We start from the raw sequence: 17,010 nt of genomic DNA on the forward strand, positions 1-17,010 counted from the left end.
GTTACTCCCTCCTTATGTTATCTGATCACAATCTCATATACAGGCACAGCGCGGACCGAAGCTATATCGGCAATCAGCTCAGCAGCGGTCTCATTCCAGCCTGCCATCGTCGTATTACTGTTCACGACAGTCCCTTTGCGGATCGGTGATGCATAGAGGTACATCCCCTTGTCGTACAGCCGCTCTTCGAACCGCTTGAGTCCGATTTCCCAGGTCGTGTTGTTGCAGAAGTTATCGTTAATGAGATCTCCGTCAATGAAGGCGTAGCCGATATCACCGGAATAATCGATTTGCAGCAAGGCTTCTTTCACACCGTCCAGAGAGCCGGATGCGAATTCAAGAACCGCCCGTTCATCCTTGACCTTCGTCCATGTAAAAGCGATCTCTCTCCCGGGGATAAGCAGCTTGTAGGTTGTAAATAAACCGCCATCGGAAGTTGCCGCCAGCTCTCCGCCCGATACCGAACCTAACCCCGCTTCAAAATCAGGGAATACGCTTAGCGTAACTTCCTCCCTGTCTGTCGATTCCAGCTTAATTTCATCCCCAGCTACCAGCAGATTGGCGTCTGTGAACAGGACACGCTGCTTCCCGCGGACTTCGGTTTTCCAGAAGCCGAGGCTCTGCTCGTCCGTCATGGTGTAGATGATAACTTTCTTGCCTGCTGCGGAGACGAGGCGCACGATGCCCGAAGTCTGCTCTTCAACTTCAATGATCGTCATATCCTCAAGCTGCCTGGTATGACCGCCTTCGGTCTCAATACCCGCCACATCGGCTGAGTGCAGCGCATAACTCCCCTTCATGCCTTCCGGCACAAAGAAGAAGTAATACACCTCATCCGCTACGTCCAGCTTCGTGATCAGCTGCGCGGTTGCATATTTCAGCGTAATTCCGGCCAGATCGAAGTTATACGGCAGAATCGCAAAGCTCCCGCTGCCCAGTGTCAGCTCTCCTTGAGCCGGAATCGTAAGCGTCTCGCCGGGAAGCTCGATGCTGACGTTCATATCCTGCAGATCGTGATTCTCCGCATGATCCTGGAAATTATTCAGGAACAGGAAGCCTGATCCCTCGTGCGAACGTACAGCATAGCGTAATTCGCTCACATCATACGGATCATTCTCCGAGGTGTCACCCGGCAGGATCGTCTTGGTCAAAGCGAACTGATGCTGGAACTCTGTGAACAAATAATGCTGCAGCTTCGTCCGTTTATACGATTCACGCACCTGCCCGAATTCGCCGATCATCGCGTTAAAGTCATAGGAGATCTTAGGCGTCGCCAGATCATTCGTGTAGGGGTTAACCTTGCCCTTAGGATTGCTTCCCCCGTGATACATATAGTATCCGAGCATATTGCAGCCCTCCGCCGTCTTCATGACAGACATGGCCGGAACACTGTTATACGGAAACTCGAACCGGTATTTATAGAACTGGACCATCCCGCCGCCCATTTCACAGCAGGCATACGGATAATCCTCCGGCTGGTAGAACGGTTCGAAATTATAGCTCACCGGAAGGTCATTATTATGTTTGTCGCGGAAAATATACTCGGGCGTTGCCGGATGCTCCTTAATGCCGTCGAAGCGGTCTGTCTCATAGTAAATCCATGGCCAGTAGGCATAACCGCCCCATAACGGGAGCATATCCGGTACTGGTGTCGTAGCGCCGCCCCAGCCAGTGCAAGTATAGATAGGCGTATCTATTCCTGCCTCAATGGCCATGTCTCTCAGCAGCAGCATATGCTCATTACCGCCGCTGCCGCCGTTCAGCCACATATTGTTAATGCCGGTGGTAAGGCCCCACTGCGCCGAGGAATGGTTATGCTCGTTCTCGATTTGGGTACCGATAATCGGGCCTCCGTCTTTATACAGCAAGCCCTGAACCTGCAAACCGATTTCTGCATATAGCCTCCGTACATAGGCCAGATACCCCTCATCATTGGAGCGGACCTCGAACGGGCGGCCGAACAGCCAGTCCGGCATCCCGCCGCTTCGCATTTCCCCGTGACAGAAAGGGCCGATACGGATCATGACATACAGCTCATGCTTATCACATAGCTGAATGAACCGGCGCAAGTTTTTATTGCCTGACCATTCATATACGCCTTCGATTTCTTCATGCAGATTCCAGAAAATATAAGTCGTGACGATGTTAACGCCACCCATCTTCATCTTAATAATCTCATCTTCCCAGTACAGCTCATCATAACGGGAGAAATGGAATTCACCGCACACGCCAAAAAACGGCTCCCCGTTCTTCTCCATATAATAGTTCGTAAAGCTGATCCGTTCGCCCGAAGGGTTCACACCGCCAAGCTTAATGTGACCTGAGAATATATTCTTTTTATCATCGTTTACTTTGATCGGGTAGTTCTTCATAAAGGTCTGTCTCTCCTTAGTTCAATTCCCGTTCAACTACACTGTACCCGTTAGGCCGATACACGGTGAGCACTTGCTGCTGTCCCGGCGCTGGTTGCACAGGGATGTTCAAGTTCAGGATATCTCCCGGCTGCATAGCTGGAATTACCAGTCTGGTTCCTTCCGCGCCTGCTGAGGACACCGTTAAGTAATAACCCCGCGCGGCATAGCTGGGAATATCCTTCCGGCATTTGAGACTCACCTCAAGCCCCCCTTCGTGCCATACAGGGGCTTCTGCCAGCAAGAGGGGGGAAGAAATCTCGCGCAAGACAGCAAACGACGGCTTCACCCGGTTATAAATGTCTACAGAACCATGAACCCGCTGCTTCAGCTTCCCTTCACCCTCTTCGCCCATTTGCGTACGGTAATCATTTAGGCTGAAGAAGATCAGCGCTGCGAACTGGGGATACTGGCGGTAGATTTCTGTTTTTTCGATAAGCAACCGGGCTCTTCTGGCGTCCCCGCCTTCAAACACCGGCTCACAAAGCCCATATTCTGCCACAACAATAGGCTTCTCAGGGTAATCGGCAATAATCTGCCGGATGACCTTATGCTCATCCAAATCACCATGCCATGATCCGATGTATTCGTTCCACATCAGCAGATCTCCAGCACCAGTCGCATCCCTGTCAGGCTGATAGAGAACACTGTTGCTTACATAATTAATCAGCCTGCTCGGGTCGAGCTGCAGAAGCTCCGCCTTCAGCTGCTCCATATAACGCAGAGTCACTGCAGACTGGCCATCCAGCTCATTCCCCATTCCCCAGGCAAAGATACAGGGATGATGCGCATGACTATCAATCATCTCCCTGGCTTGAGACAGGGCAAGCACGAAGGTGTCCTTCCCCGGCTCTGAAGGCTGCTGCCAATGCGGAATTTCCTCCTGAACCAGCAGGCCATTACGGTCACACCAGTCCAGCAAATCATTTCCCTGCTGCCAGTGGAATCGTGTAATGACACAGTTCGCTTCCTTCAACCGCTCAAGCATCGCAATCAGATCTGCCTGCTTCTCGGCCATTCCAGTCGCCGGATTCGAGCCAGGCATCCACTCCACACCCATCAGCCGGACCGGTTCGCGGTTCAGCCACAGCTCATGTCCCTTAACAACAATCTCCCGGAAGCCAAACGGGCGGACTACCCGGTCCTGGACCTGATCCCCGGTGCGCAGTACAATCTCAAGCTCATATAAATCCGGATGGTCAAAATGCCACAAATCAACCTCCGGCAGCAGGATGTCTGTGAAACTCCAGGATAAGGCCCCGCCTGTGATTTCTTCCGTCCCCTGCCAAATCCGCACTTCATTGCGGTAGTCGGCAATGTCTGCACTGAGCGCGTCAGCGGATGGTTCGCAAAGCTTAATAGCGGCGGATAGTCTGCCGCCTGTATTTCCGCCTTGGTCAGCGAAGATGACCAGCGGTTCCACCTTGAACTGCTGAATGGACGCCAATCCTGTGACAACAAGCGTTACCGGCCGGATCAGCCCGCCGTCATCGGCCCAGTCAAAGCTGTTGCCTTGAGGCAAGGCCACGTCACTGTTGCTGTTGTCCACTCGAATCACAAGCCGGTTCCCGCCTCCCGCATGAATATATGGAGTCAGATCTGCTTCAAATGGGGTATAGCCGGAATTGTAGTGGCAGCCTGCCTTTACACCATTCACCCAGATATCCGTATCGCGGTAAGCCCCTTCAAAGGAAAGCCGTATCCGGCAATCCTTCCACTCGTCAGGAACTGTTAACATTTGTTCATACCAGCCTGCCCCGCGGTAATCCTCAAGACCGTCCTGTACATTCCATGTATGCGGCACGGAGACCGTAACCGGGGACGGCAAGCCTGAAGCCTGCCATCCTTCCTGCTCGCCTCGGATTACAGGGCCGGGCTGGAACTTCCAGCCCTCTTCCAGTCTGGTAGTGTAACGTCCTTCATTGATCAAGATACCCACGTCCTTTCACCTGTGTATTCTAACCCGATCTGACCCTTCACTTCTGTACACATAAGCGGCGGTGAATCATCGCACCTTGATGATTAGGCTCCATAGATAGAGCCGTTTCCAGTTCCTTAGCAGCTTCTGAGGTACGTCCGAGTCCAAGCAATCCCAGTCCGCGCATATACCGGCAGTGAATCACGTTGCGGCGGTCCAGGTTATCCTCAAACACCAGGAAATCCGGCAGCGACACCGCAAAGTAGTCCATCTTGATCTCATCAAATATATGCTTCTCCGCATAATCAATCAGTTTATTGAAGCGGCGTTTGGCTTCCTTCTCATTATGCAGCTTCAGCCACGCCAGCCCCTGATAGAAAATCATGTCCGGCGGCTGATCGTTGTAGAACATCGCGCTTGCCGGTTCATCCAGCCCCTGTGAAGCTATGGCATAACTGGCGATGGCTTCTTGTTGCTGCTGCAGAGCTTCGTAGGCCAGCCCGAGGTAATAGTAGATATTGTTCTCCTGGGCACCCTCCAGCCTGCCTTCACCCAGATTCAGCGGATAGACAAGAGCCTGCTTGAAGCGGACAACCGCTTCTTCGTAACGTCCAGCCTGCAGATGCTGTTTACCAAGCTCCGTATGGGCGAATTGGTATTGTCCGGTTACTTTGCCTTCCCCTCCTTCCCAAGGGTGGAAATTCCGTGAGCTTAAGCCTGCGAGAGCTTCGTCATACCGTTCAAGATTGTTAAGCAGCGTAACATATTCGACGAAAAGATCATCACGCCGCTCCACCTGGCCGCGCTTCGCTTCAAGAAGGGCGAGGCGCTCCGCTGAGGTCCAGGCCAGCTTCTTGCGGAGCTGGTCCAGTTCAAACAGAATCCGCACATCTTCCGGTGAGCAGGCGTAGGCTTGCTTAAGCGAAGCCATGGCCGCCTGCGGGTTATCCTGCTTGTTGAAATAGGCGAGTCCTAGGTTACGGTGAACCGTTGCGTAATCTCCGCGAAGCTCCCGTGAACGCTCCCAGCTTGCGATGGCCTCCTCCGGACGTTTTTTATCATAAAAGAAGTTGCCCAGATAGTAATACGCCTTGTCATCTTCCGGACTGGCCTCGACAGTGCTCTCCAGCAGGGCAAGCTCAAATAAGGTATTAGGGAAGCAATAGGCCGGGTCAGCAGACTGGCCGGCACTGCGCTGCTCTTCCGCCTTCTGAAGCTGACCTGTACGTGCATACAGCTCTCCAAGAGCGTAATGCAGCACCGGATACACGGAGCTTCCGGCAGGAACAGCTCTTTCGCCAATCTCAATGGCTTCTGGCAGCAGGCCGCAGCCCATATAGTCCGAGATCAGATTGAGATAGTTGTATGCGTCACTGCGCATAAGCAGATGCAGTTCGGACAGAACCTTTTCAGCACCAGCAGTGTCTTCCAGTGCACGTAGTGCAAGCGCCAGCTCGTTATAGGCTCCGAAATCAGCGATATCCAGACCCATAGTTTCCATAGCGAATGCCTTGGCCTGCTCCAATAGTCCAAGCTTGCGGAGCATAGCTGCCTTCAGATTACGGGCTTTGTAATTGCGTGAATTGCGGATCAGCGAACGTTCCGCCTGGTCAAGCGCTTCCGCGTACTCTCCCTTGTGACTGGAAATTTGCGCCAGAGAGAAGTAACCTGCATCCTGCCAGGCTGCCGACCAGACTGATTTGTGAAAAGCAGTATAGGCTTCGTCCAGACGGTTCTGGCCGCGAAGTGCGACACCCAGCTGATAGTAAGCCTCGCTGTCATAAGGGTTAGGGTTCCGCCAGGTCAACCGCTCGATCGCTTTGCGGAAATGCTGCTCACCGTCCTTGTAAAGTCCGCGGCGCATCAGCAGGATTCCATATGCAACATTCAGCCGGATATCTCCGCTGTCCCGCTTTAAGCCTTCCAGATAGTAGGCTTCCGGCTCGAACGTAGCGTGCCGGTATTGTTCCAGATGCTGGCCTGCCAGATACAGCTCCTCTGCTGAACGCAGCTCTTCCGGCGCCGCGAGCGGCTTGGCAGCATCGGGGATACGCTCAATCTCAGGACGTTTCGGCTGATAGGCGATAAGCAGTCTGCCTTCCGCATTCCGGACAGACAGCTTCAAGTCATGCTCCTGCTCACCGTTCTCCAGTGTTATAACTGTCTGATACACATCCACCGGGGACACATCTACCGTCTCACGCAGGTAGCAGTTGGCTCCCCCGCTCAGTTCTACAACTGCCTGCTCCAGCTTCGAGGTCGCATACACCTTAACCAAGGCCTGACCGGATTCAACATCAATTTCCAAATTGACAGCTGCTTCAATTGAAGCATTTTTCACGACCCCAATTTGCTTGTAAGGCATGAAATATTGCGTGAAGGTCTTCTCCTCATAAGGCTGCAGCCAGGTAAAGTCAGGCTGGTTGTCCGTGTATACGCCAGTCATAAGCTCAATGTACGGGCCATCCTCATCGGTCAACTGACGGTCCCACGCCTGGCCGAACTCTCCATTGCCCCAGGTCCATTGCTTCTTGCCAGGCGAAACATGATGATTCGCCACATGCAGCAGCCCAGCTTCTACGCCGTGATCATAGCCGCCGACGAAGTTATAATCGGATTTATAAGCCATATAAGAAGTCGGAACCGGGATATTCTTGTAGCGGGAAATATCTACACCTTCCGAATAATCCTGTTTGTAGTAGGTTCCGGTCGCGATCGGGAAACGGGATACATCGCGCTTGCCGTGGTCGAATACGGCAGTTACATCCGGAGGAAACACCGATTGCGTATGATCATTGACCGCCACCGCCGGATTCGCCCACCACAGGAAGGTCTGCGGCTCAGATGTCCGGTTGTAAACTTGAGCATTAATCTCCAGATAAGCTTTGCCCGGATACAGCTTGAAGGCGGCGGTAACCTTGGTGCCGTACATCCGGTCAATTTCACTGACCCATACTGTAGCGCTTCCATCTTCGGTTTGCCCATACCGGTATTCTACCGGACCGAAGGTATTCGGGCGGTGATGCTGCGGCCAGTTGAATTCAATCCCCCCGGAAATCCACGGTCCGGCCAGACCCACCAGTGCCGGCTTGATGACCCGGTTATAGTAGACGAAGTCGTAATTATTGGTCTTGTCGAGTGCCCGGTAGATTCTGCCGCCGATCTCCGGCATGATTTCAATCCGGATATATTCATTCTCCAGGATCACCAGCTTGTAGTTTTTATCGGACTTCACATCCGAGATGGACTCGATTACCGGGTGGGGATACACGCGGCCGGAGCTTCCCTGATAGACTCTTTTCTCCAGAAACATAGGATTGGGGTCAGCTTCTCCCGCCTCATACGTAGGAATCAACACGCTTGTCCCCCACACCTTAACTTGGATTTGGCCAGATCCGGCTGGAGCTGCCTCCAATGTATGCCCTACAGCTTCTTGCTTCATGCTTAAACTGCCTCCCTAGTCTTGATAGTTATACTTTAGCGTCTGGCGAGGAAGGTTCCAATTGACGAAATGCGGGAAGTGATGGATTATATTCTTATTCTATATAGATTGAACACTACTTTATTTATAATGGGCAAGGGTCGCGACTGCGGAAAATGTTTGGACTTCCGGCCGCTGTTGTCACCAGATTTCTTGATTATTGCCGCTTTTCGCGGTTGAAATCCGGTGACAAAGGCGGTCGCTATCGCTCCTACAGTTCCAAACTTTTCCTCCGTCACTTTTTCCCATTTATAAAACCACTAGTTCATTCAATCTATATAGTATTTATTAGGGGGGCAGCAGAAATGAGTCATGACCATATTCGCAAGCCTGAAGGGTTTGTCGAGGAGAAGCTATATGTGCTTCCGGAATACTGGATGAAGGAGCTGGAACAGGAGGAGCTGACTGCTTCCTTGTTTATTACGGACATCGGTTATTTCCCTAACGCCCAGTATCATTTCAGGGAACGCCTGGAAGGCAGCCCGTCGCATATCTTTATCTTTTGCGAAGCCGGAGCGGGCTGGATCGAGCTGAATCATGGAGAACGCATGCACCTCCAGCAGGGAGATATGATGATTATCCCTCCCGAAACTGCACACAGGTATGGAGCAATGCAAGAGAACCCATGGAGCATCTACTGGTTTCATTTCAAAGGAAGCCACGCAAATAGACTGGTGCAGCTGTTCGGTTTATCTAATGCTCCCTTCTCATTATCACCAAGCGGTAAAGCCCGTTTAATTGAATGGTTCGTCCCTGCCTTTGAGATGCTGGCCGAGCGGACTTATGCCCTGACTACACATATACATGTTGCGCAGACCGTAAGGCAGCTGCTCTCCGGAATTGGCCTGAGCGCCGGGAAATCCGCACAAGAGAAGAAACGCGAAACTTATCTGGAGCAGGCGGTTCAATACATGAATGGACATATGGACGGCTCTATTTCACTCATTGAGCTGGCTAATCATGTAGGGGTATCGAAACAGCATCTGATCTATTTGTTTAATTCTGAAACCGGAGTCTCTCCGATTGAATATTTCCTGCGGCTCAAGATCCAGCGGGCAGGTCATCTGCTCGATCTTACCGAGCTCAGCATTAAGGAAGTCAGCTCGGCCGTAGGCATTAACGATCCCTATTATTTCTCCCGGCTGTTCAAGAAAATGTCCGGCTTCTCGCCCTCCAGTTACCGCAATATTCCGAAGGGCTGATCCGCCTTAACACCATGCAAAAAAGCCCTGCACTCTGCAGAGCTTTCCTCCCCCTCCGTTTACTCAACATCCTTCCCGGTGAACAGCGATACTCTCGCTTTTACCAGCTCGGTATATTCCTTCTCCATCTTCTCAGCACCGGCTTTGTTCAGTTCGGCAATGAAATCATCGTAGATTTTATCGAAATCGGCTGTGCTGGCGAGGATGGCTTCCGGTATGCGCTTGTGGACAATATCCTGTGTTTTTTGATAGATGACCTGATAGTCTCCATCAGTTGGCACCGGCATGTTGTACAGCGCACCCCACTCCTTGACCGGGAATTCATCCTCCGCAGGGAAGAGATCCTTCCAGGTTGTCGCTTTATAAGCGGCCAGGCTCTCCTTCTCTGCATCCGAATATTCGGCCAGGATCTGTTCCGGGAAGTTCGTGGTATAGTAATTATCCGTGGAATCCTTCACCCCGTCACCGTAGCGGACACCCAGGATGGAGTATAGGCCAATCCCTGTATTCTTGGTGAAATTCGCAGCATCGTTAACCTTCTGGTCGAGAATATCAGCAGGAATGACACGTTGTCCATTGTCCGTATTGTATTGTTTGCCTTCTATGCCCCAGTTTCTCAGCACCTGGCCTTCTTCCGAGGACAGCCAGTCCAGGAATTTGATCGCACGGACCGGATCCTTGCAGGCAGTGGTGATGCTGATGCCATAGCCGTCCACTCCGACCGACTGCATCGCATGATCCTTATACTCCTCACCCAGCGTCACCGGGAAATGCGCATACGTATATTCATCTTTACCGGCTGCTTTGAGGGCATTCTCCGCATCCTGATACTCCCATTCTACAGAGGTTAGACCCAGGACCCGGCCGCTGGCGATTTTGGCTTTGTATTGATCATCCTTCTGGACAAAAGAGTCCTTATCGAGCAGCCCTTCATTATACATATGGTTCAGCCAGCGGAAGTACTCCTTCTCCTCCGGTTTCTTATAATGCAGCATCGTCTCGTACGTTTCCGGATTCACATAATATTCGCCGTCATTGGTTCCGCCTGTAGTGATATCCCCCTGATTGGTGACGGTAATCATAACCTTCCAGCCGTCTGCGTTCACCGTCATCGGGATCGTCGGCTGCCCGTCCGTGGTCGGATGCTTGGCCGCATATTCCTTAAGCACCTTTTCATAATCCTGCACCGTTCTGACCTCCGGATAGCCAAGCTCCTTCAATACGCGGTGCTGAATCTGAAAGCCGTTGGTTGCATCAAAATTCTGGTTATCCACACCGACATTGGTCGGGATCGAGTAAATGGCCTGATTGTCGTTACTGTATTTCATCCGGTTCATATTATCGCCCATGACTTTTTTGATATTAGGCGCGTATTTGTCGATCAGGTCGGTCAGATCAAGGACGGCTTCCGCATCCACCAGCTTGCCCAGCTCGCCTTTGGCATAGATGAGTTCGGGATAATCCCCGCTGGCTGCCATCATTGAAATTTTGTCCTGACCGCCGCCGCTGCCGACATCGAATTCCGCATTCAGGGTAACCCCTGTCTTGGCGGTAATCTCTTTGCCGATATCATCCTGCATCTTGTTCCAGTTCGGACTGGCATCGGCACCAAAAAAAGTAAAGGTGACCGGATCTGTATCGTTTCCGCTGGTATTCCCGTTCGCAGCATTCCCGGCGTTATTGCCCGCATTGCTGCTGCAGCCTGCCGAAATAAGCAGTGAGCCTGTCAGAAGCGCTGTGCCTAGTTTTCTTGAAAGTATTGCTTTCATCTCTCTCATCCCCTTTTGTTGAATGCGTTTACAGTCTCATTTTAGCGCCGATGTTGGCGGATAACCTTGATTTTCGAGTCGCAGACTAGCATTATATAGACAAACACGTATTTCAGAGGTGGGAGCTTTATGAGCAATGTATATTTGAACTGGTTCACGACCGATGAGCATTTCCCGTTCTTTATTCAATACGGCGGCCATGAGGAAGATATGGATCTGCATATGCATGCGGATTTCTCGGAGCTTGTTATTGTGCTGAAAGGGCATGCTTCGCATATCGTCAATGATGAGGAAGCCTTTATCAAAAAAGGCAATGTATTCGTCATTAACGGCGGTACTCCGCATGCCTATAAGGACCCGTATGATTTCAAGATCTGCAACATTATGTACAAAGCCGATATGCTCAAGCTGGCCGGACCGGACTTAAGAACGCTGAACGGCTATCAGGCGCTGTTTGTCTTAGAACCCTTTTACCGCAGCATTAACGCCTATAAAAGCAAAATGAACCTCCCCATCGTCAGCCTGGAGTATGTCTCATCGCTTGTGGCCGGCATGATTAGCGAATATGAGCAGAAGCACCACGGCTATCAGACTATGCTCGCCTCCAGATTCATGGAGCTTGTCGTCTATCTGTCCAGACATTATGATACTCAGGAGAAGGGCGTGGACAACAGCCTGATGCACCTCGCCAGTGCGATCTCCTATATTGAGGATCACTATCATGAACCGGTGACCCTTGATACCATTGCCGCCAAATCAGATATCTCTGTCCGGCATTTGAACCGGATCTTCCAGGCGTATTATCAGACTACACCGATTGCTTATATTCAGCGCCTCCGGCTGGAACAGGCCTGCTCACTGCTCAAGCAAACCAGACAACCCATAACCGAAATCTCCTATAGCTGCGGATTTAATGACAGCAACTACTTCACCCGCCTCTTCAAAAAAACGTATGGCAGGTCCCCGAAGGCTTACCGCAGTCAGCAGTAATATTTGAGTTTTACAAAATTATTCAGTATGTTTAAAAATATGAAAGGTGGTTTAGTAATGAAGATTCTCATAGTTGGCTATTTTAACGAGACCGCAAAATCAAATATTGTAAGGTATTTTCCGCAAGACTGGAACGTTGTAATTGTCCCGCCCGGAGAAGAAATGCTGCATCATATTGAAGATTGCCAGGTACTCATCCCTGAACATATTAAAGTGGATCACAGCCTGCTTTCTAACGCAAAGAAATTAAAGTTGGTACAGACGGGTGCAGGATTTGATAATGTAGATATCCCTGCCTGTACACAGCTCGGCGTTTGGGTGGCCAATGCTGCAGGAGTGAATGCACAGGCAGTGGCCGAGCACGTAATGGCACTAATATTGTCTTATTATAAAAACATACCGTTTCTTGATAATTTCATGAAAAACAAGCTGGATGAACATCAATTGGACTATGCAGGGAGTGAATTGAACGGCAAAACGATTGGAATTATCGGTTTGGGCGCTATCGGAAAAAAAGTAGCTGCGTTTTGCGGGGCTTTTGATATGAATGTACTGGCTTATGCTAGACATGCTGCTCCTCAATCAGACGGTTTTGTGAAAATGACAGATTTCGATACTCTTCTAAGCACATCGGACATAGTCAGTGTACATGTACCCTTGACTCCGCAAACCAAACAGCTGATCAACAAAGCGGCATTGAGCAAAATGAAGAATACCAGTCTTTTTATCAATACAGCCCGCGGCGGGATTGTCAATGAAAGAGATTTGATTGATGCCTTAAAAAACGGGGATATTTCAGGCGCATGCCTGGATGTGTTTGAATCGGAACCGCTTCCCATTGACAGTGAGCTCCGGAAGCTGGGTAATGTGATCCTTACTCCCCATACAGCAGGGATGCCTGATGGCCGAAAATTTCATAAAAAAAGATATGATTTCTTCATAAATAATATAAAACGTGTAGAAAATGGGGAAGAGCCAGAAAGCAAGCTCAATCAGTTATAATTTAAACTCCAGCGGGGACGGGTGATCCTGCCGCCAGGGCAGCAGTTGCAGGGGTCCATACAGCAGGTCTGCATGGACCCCTGCGCCGTACTCTATACCGCGGGCTGATCCAGCGGCTCATAATCGAACCAGTCGTACGCTGCCGGAGCGGCCAGCCCCGCCCTTGACGTTGCATACATCGCAACGAATACGCCTGTGAATCCACCGGAGATTTCTGTGCTGAGATGATGTGTCTCTCCGCTGCCCAGTTCTATCACCCCGGACTCCGGGCTTTGAACCGAGGCTTCTATGCTCCCGGGCAGCGCCTTAATCCTCAGAATAACCGGTCCGGCCGGACATTCCTCTACATGCTCCACCCGAAGCGAACCGACCGTCCGCCGGAACACGGCGACTCTCCGGCCGTTTGCAGTGCGGAGGACCAGCTCATAATGATGCCTCTCATTCTTATACACCGTAAGCCCGGCTTCTTCTCCTTCATGCTGCGGCTCATAATCCAGCGCTGCGGCTATATTGGCTGTGAAGTGACTAAGCCGGCGGCCTACAAAAGCTGGCGCAGCAGCCTCATTCAGCGTGGCCTCGTGGCCATGCAGCACCAAATGCCCCGGCCGTTCCAGCAGCGACCAGCTTCCCTCTGTTGGATTGCGCAAAAAAGTCCAATCCAGGCCAAGCCCGGTGCCGTCAAAGTGGTCCCGCACAGGCCTCTCCGGCCAGCAAACTTCCGGCAGCAGCGGCGAGTCCATAACCGGCTCAATGTGGCCGCCGTTTCCAATCACCGGCCAGCCTTCAGCCGTCCAGGTCACCGGAGCCAGAAAGGTTTCCCGGCCCAAATGATGCCCCATCGGATAAGAGACCGGTCTGATCCCCAGGCAAAATGCCCACCAGCTGCCATCCTGTGCTTCAATCAGATCCGCATGACCCGTAGCGTGTATGCTGCTGTGCATACTGCGGTTGGACAGAATCGGGTTATGCGGACAAGCTTCATAAGGCCCGTAAGGCTGGCGGCTTCTCGCGATGGTCTCCATATGCCCGTATTCCGTTCCGCCCTCGGCGATCATCAAATAGTACCAGCTGTTAATCCGGTAAACATGCGGAGCTTCGGGATGAGCGCCGCCGGTTCCCTTCCAGATCAGCACACTCTCTGTCAGCATACACCCGGTATCGATATCAATCTCACACTGGTAGATACCGTTCCCCTGCTCACCGTCCCGGGCGGACTGAAAGTAGACGCGTCCGTCCTCATCGAATAACAGGGAGGGATCGATGCCGCTCTGCGCAACCGGGTACGGCTGTGACCAGGGACCTTCCGGGTTCTGTGTCTTAACGAAGAAATTGCCCATTCCGCTAACGTTGGTTGTCACCATATAGAACCAGCCGTTCTGATAGCGGAGCGTCGGGGCGTATATTCCGCCGGAGCTCCCTGCATTCTCCAGAGGTAGCTGTCCGGCCGTTGTAAGGCAGTGTCCAATCTGACGCCAATGAACAAGATCCCTGCTGTGAAAAATGGGTACTCCCGGATAATATTCAAATGTGCTGGTCACCAGATAATAATCGTCACCTGCCCGGCAGATGCTGGGATCGGGATGAAATCCGGGTATTACGGGGTTGGTATATTGCATGGGCCGCGCTCCTGTCCATTTTCAATTAGCTGTAACTATCCCTACCATTGTAAATGGACCCGGCTATATCAAACCTTAATTTTCAAGTCACCCGATTAGGAGAATATAGACATTGCCCCGGGATTAAGAACTTATAAGACTATTCTGCCATCAGTTAAGATCCCGTTAAGAACGTAATAAACTAACGTATACAGAAGAAAAAACATGCAGGCACCAAGATTAAGCAGGATTATATTCACATTCTGGCGGGATATGTGCCATAGCAGACTTTTAACGCCGGTTGCGCTTTTTACAAGGAATAGAACTGCGTGTATGATTCCCTTTAACAACTATGCTGAGTTCCTGTAAGCAGGAGGGAGTCTTGAAGAGTGGCAGAGATACAGACAGCGAAAACCTATTATTTGGGCATTCATCCGTATATGCTGGATCCGGTAAGTCTGGAGTTTTCGAGCTTTGGGGTACTGTGGTACGAAGAGGGCAAGCAACGGTATGTTGTGGGTTACGGATTTGGGACAGACCAGATTGAAACTCTGTTTCACTTTTGCAGATCCTCAGCCTACTTCACTTGTTCGAATGAACAGGTGCTGTACAATATTTACACTAGCATCCGAGTCAAGCAGCAGGAACGTGACTGGCAGACGCGCAAGCGGCTGGCTTTTTGGACAGCCTTCAAGGAACCCTGGAAAAGTATGCCTTGCGGCTGGTATGTCCTCCGGTCCCGTGACAATTTCCCCTTGCATCTGTCTGTTGTCCGTAAAACTAAATATAGTATCTGGCTGGAGCATGCGGCCGTTTGCGAGAATGAAGCCCAGCTTACCGGTTATCTGGCCCGGGTGAAACAAACCCATCATTTAACATCAATAGTGCCTATGGAACTTCAGGAGGGCAGCATCCATGAATAGTAACAAGCTGTCACAGATTGAACTCTTTGCATTTGATACCACTCCTTCGTTCGCCGACAGACCGGTCCGGGCCGGTTCATTATATCTGCTGCTGCGGCTCACTTGGGGAGAACAAATTCATTACGGGGCATGCGAGATCGAGATTACAAGAAGTGGACAATCCTTTGATTTGACGAGATGGGGGGCTCCTCTGAGATGTATTCACCATTCAACAGTGGAGGAGATATTGGTAACCTTGCGCCGCAAGGAGCAGGAGTGGGCAACAGGTCAGCTTGGATTGCTGCAATCCGCCTTATCCGGCATTCTTCAGGTCAGGGTTCCCGTTACCGCGGGGCACGGAGAACATGCGCATCAGGGAAACTCACATGCCGTCTTTACTCCATACCCGGTAAACAGCCGCTTCCGTGAGTTGACGTTATCCCGCTTAATCGACGAATCGGTCGCCTACTATTCCATCCTCCGGTAATAGAAATAAGTGACCGCCCAGCTTATTCCTTCAACCGCCGCCACAACCGGTAGCCCTTGCGGACGATCTCCAGAATGGGCCGGGGAACCGGAAACATCCAGCGGGAGGCAACAGGCCGGTACAGGTGATAATACGCCTTCTTGAAATCCTCCCACATGCTGCAGTCCTCATCCTTCAGGAAATCGGATATATCTACGATCAGGCCGCGGCCGTCCTGAACCATCACATTCTTGGCGTGGACATCATGCGGGTGGAGTCCGCGGGAACGGGCATAACCCAGCCCACTGTCAATATCTTCTATGGCCTGCGCGGTGATGAGAATTCCCCGTTTCATCGAGTCATAGAAGGTAACTCCTTGCAGCCGTTTCAGGATCAGAAAGTCCGGTCCGCTGTAATTGCATTCGGAGAATGCCGGATGACGGCCGAGGCGGCGGTACACCTCTGCTTCTTCCGCAAGGCCCGGCCTGCCCGGGGCGTACACCTTCACTGCATAATCGGGAGCTTCCGGATGATAGAATACGGCGGCGTAATTCCCTGTTCCCAGCACCCTCCAGGGCTTCGGCACGCTACGGACCTTCACGGGTTCCAGTGGATCAACACTCTCTATCGTTGCTTTTGCCAATAATTCACCCTTGATCCGTTCGATCAGCTTCTCCATTCCACTCACCCCGCAGCACAGTTCGATAATTACTCTATCCTTCCAGTGTACGCCAAAACATATTAATGAGCTATCTTCTCCCCAAAGCAGCAAGAATCCGATACCCATCAGATGGACGACCGGCATAAGGTCCTGCAGAATAGATCACCGGTACTAACGTTACAGCAAGGTTAATGAGATTGAATATACCGGCTGCAAAAACTAGATTGTCTATAAATGCACTCTTTGGAACAGATAGATATACAACGAGCATAGAAACGGCTAACAATAGCGAAACGATGGGGCCGCCTAATGCAATGCCAATAATTTGTCTTTTTGAAAGAGCTGCTCCCTCATTCTTTGTCGAAACGCTACCGGTTAACCCCCAGGTGAAGTGAATTTTCAAACGGCCTAATCTCAATGATGCCTGTTGGCTGGGATTATCTGACCCCATACAGACCAGCACTTCCTTCTTAGTTAAACTTATTGCAGCAGTTGCATGGCCCATCTCATGAAGGAACACAGATAAAGGGACTACGAAGATATAAAAAATAATCATACTGAGTATAGAAGTCATCTTCCACTCCCTAACCTACTCGAATTATGCCTTTGGGGA

Annotated in this window: 12 protein-coding genes; 5 read left to right on the top strand and 7 right to left on the bottom strand. The window is 51.2% G+C overall.

All coding sequences use genetic code 11. From position 1 onward, the window contains the following. Positions 1-17: 17 nt before the first annotated feature. From MKZ24_RS30115 to MKZ24_RS30125, 3 genes are read right to left on the bottom strand one after another with little or no spacing between them, the layout of a single operon-like run. Positions 18-2,372, bottom strand: coding sequence for a beta-galactosidase (locus MKZ24_RS30115; RefSeq protein WP_042233663.1), 2,355 nt, complete (start codon positions 2,370-2,372; stop codon positions 18-20). 16 nt (positions 2,373-2,388) lie between these two features. Continuing rightward, positions 2,389-4,350 carry a glycoside hydrolase family 2 protein gene (locus MKZ24_RS30120; RefSeq protein ID WP_042233661.1) on the bottom strand — a complete coding sequence of 654 codons (1,962 nt, stop codon included), beginning with the start codon at positions 4,348-4,350 and terminating at the stop codon, positions 2,389-2,391. Between the two features lie 37 nt (positions 4,351-4,387). Further along, a complete protein-coding gene (locus MKZ24_RS30125; RefSeq protein ID WP_042233659.1) occupies positions 4,388-7,771 on the bottom strand; it encodes a tetratricopeptide repeat protein in 3,384 nt (1,127 codons plus the stop codon). Positions 7,772-8,115: 344 nt separating this feature from the next. Between MKZ24_RS30125 and MKZ24_RS30130 the strand changes: the two genes are divergently transcribed. Continuing rightward, the gene (locus MKZ24_RS30130; protein WP_042233657.1) at positions 8,116-9,012 is read left to right on the top strand and encodes an AraC family transcriptional regulator; all 897 of its coding nucleotides are present in this window, start codon (positions 8,116-8,118) and stop codon (positions 9,010-9,012) included. Between the two features lie 59 nt (positions 9,013-9,071). Here MKZ24_RS30130 and MKZ24_RS30135 read toward each other — a convergent pair whose 3' ends face one another. Beyond that, entirely contained in the window at positions 9,072-10,781 is a 1,710-nt protein-coding gene (locus tag MKZ24_RS30135; RefSeq protein WP_340789482.1) for an ABC transporter substrate-binding protein, read from the bottom strand. Between the two features lie 129 nt (positions 10,782-10,910). Between MKZ24_RS30135 and MKZ24_RS30140 the strand changes: the two genes are divergently transcribed. Then, positions 10,911-11,771 (top strand): helix-turn-helix domain-containing protein, encoded by an 861-nt coding sequence (locus MKZ24_RS30140; RefSeq protein ID WP_042233652.1) that lies wholly within the window; start codon positions 10,911-10,913, stop codon positions 11,769-11,771. A 57-nt stretch (positions 11,772-11,828) separates the two neighbouring features. Further along, the gene (locus MKZ24_RS30145; RefSeq protein WP_042233650.1) at positions 11,829-12,773 is read left to right on the top strand and encodes an NAD(P)-dependent oxidoreductase; all 945 of its coding nucleotides are present in this window, start codon (positions 11,829-11,831) and stop codon (positions 12,771-12,773) included. Positions 12,774-12,865: 92 nt separating this feature from the next. Here MKZ24_RS30145 and MKZ24_RS30150 read toward each other — a convergent pair whose 3' ends face one another. Continuing rightward, the gene (locus tag MKZ24_RS30150) at positions 12,866-14,389 is read right to left on the bottom strand and encodes a glycoside hydrolase family 43 protein (RefSeq protein WP_042233648.1); all 1,524 of its coding nucleotides are present in this window, start codon (positions 14,387-14,389) and stop codon (positions 12,866-12,868) included. 368 nt (positions 14,390-14,757) lie between these two features. On the opposite strand from MKZ24_RS30150, the gene MKZ24_RS30155 reads away from it, so the two are divergent. Continuing rightward, positions 14,758-15,291, top strand: coding sequence for a hypothetical protein (locus tag MKZ24_RS30155; RefSeq protein WP_042233646.1), 534 nt, complete (start codon positions 14,758-14,760; stop codon positions 15,289-15,291). Then, the gene (locus tag MKZ24_RS30160; RefSeq protein ID WP_042233644.1) at positions 15,284-15,757 is read left to right on the top strand and encodes a hypothetical protein; all 474 of its coding nucleotides are present in this window, start codon (positions 15,284-15,286) and stop codon (positions 15,755-15,757) included. Before MKZ24_RS30155 ends, MKZ24_RS30160 begins: the two co-directional genes overlap by 8 nt. Before the next feature lie 22 nt (positions 15,758-15,779). On the opposite strand, the gene MKZ24_RS30165 is transcribed toward MKZ24_RS30160, so the two are convergent. After that, the gene (locus MKZ24_RS30165) at positions 15,780-16,415 is read right to left on the bottom strand and encodes a serine/threonine-protein kinase (protein ID WP_042233642.1); all 636 of its coding nucleotides are present in this window, start codon (positions 16,413-16,415) and stop codon (positions 15,780-15,782) included. Positions 16,416-16,485: 70 nt separating this feature from the next. Further along, positions 16,486-16,971, bottom strand: coding sequence for a hypothetical protein (locus tag MKZ24_RS30170; RefSeq protein ID WP_340789484.1), 486 nt, complete (start codon positions 16,969-16,971; stop codon positions 16,486-16,488). Positions 16,972-17,010 lie beyond the last annotated feature (39 nt).

The sequence above is a fragment of the Paenibacillus sp. FSL R7-0297 genome (assembly GCF_038009025.1).
Taxonomy (GTDB): domain Bacteria; phylum Bacillota; class Bacilli; order Paenibacillales; family Paenibacillaceae; genus Paenibacillus_AQ.

Bases quoted from the DNA above. Each gene is read 5' to 3' on its own strand.
- MKZ24_RS30115 (WP_042233663.1), bottom strand. From the start codon at position 2,372: ATGAAGAACTACCCGATCAAAGTAAACGATGATAAAAAGAATATATTC.
- MKZ24_RS30125 (WP_042233659.1), bottom strand. From the start codon at position 7,771: ATGAAGCAAGAAGCTGTAGGGCATACATTGGAGGCAGCTCCAGCCGGA.
- MKZ24_RS30130 (WP_042233657.1), top strand. From the start codon at position 8,116: ATGAGTCATGACCATATTCGCAAGCCTGAAGGGTTTGTCGAGGAGAAG.
- MKZ24_RS30135 (WP_340789482.1), bottom strand. From the start codon at position 10,781: ATGAAAGCAATACTTTCAAGAAAACTAGGCACAGCGCTTCTGACAGGC.
- MKZ24_RS30140 (WP_042233652.1), top strand. From the start codon at position 10,911: ATGAGCAATGTATATTTGAACTGGTTCACGACCGATGAGCATTTCCCG.
- MKZ24_RS30145 (WP_042233650.1), top strand. From the start codon at position 11,829: ATGAAGATTCTCATAGTTGGCTATTTTAACGAGACCGCAAAATCAAAT.
- MKZ24_RS30150 (WP_042233648.1), bottom strand. From the start codon at position 14,389: ATGCAATATACCAACCCCGTAATACCCGGATTTCATCCCGATCCCAGC.
- MKZ24_RS30160 (WP_042233644.1), top strand. From the start codon at position 15,284: ATGAATAGTAACAAGCTGTCACAGATTGAACTCTTTGCATTTGATACC.
- MKZ24_RS30165 (WP_042233642.1), bottom strand. From the start codon at position 16,415: ATGGAGAAGCTGATCGAACGGATCAAGGGTGAATTATTGGCAAAAGCA.
- MKZ24_RS30170 (WP_340789484.1), bottom strand. From the start codon at position 16,971: ATGACTTCTATACTCAGTATGATTATTTTTTATATCTTCGTAGTCCCT.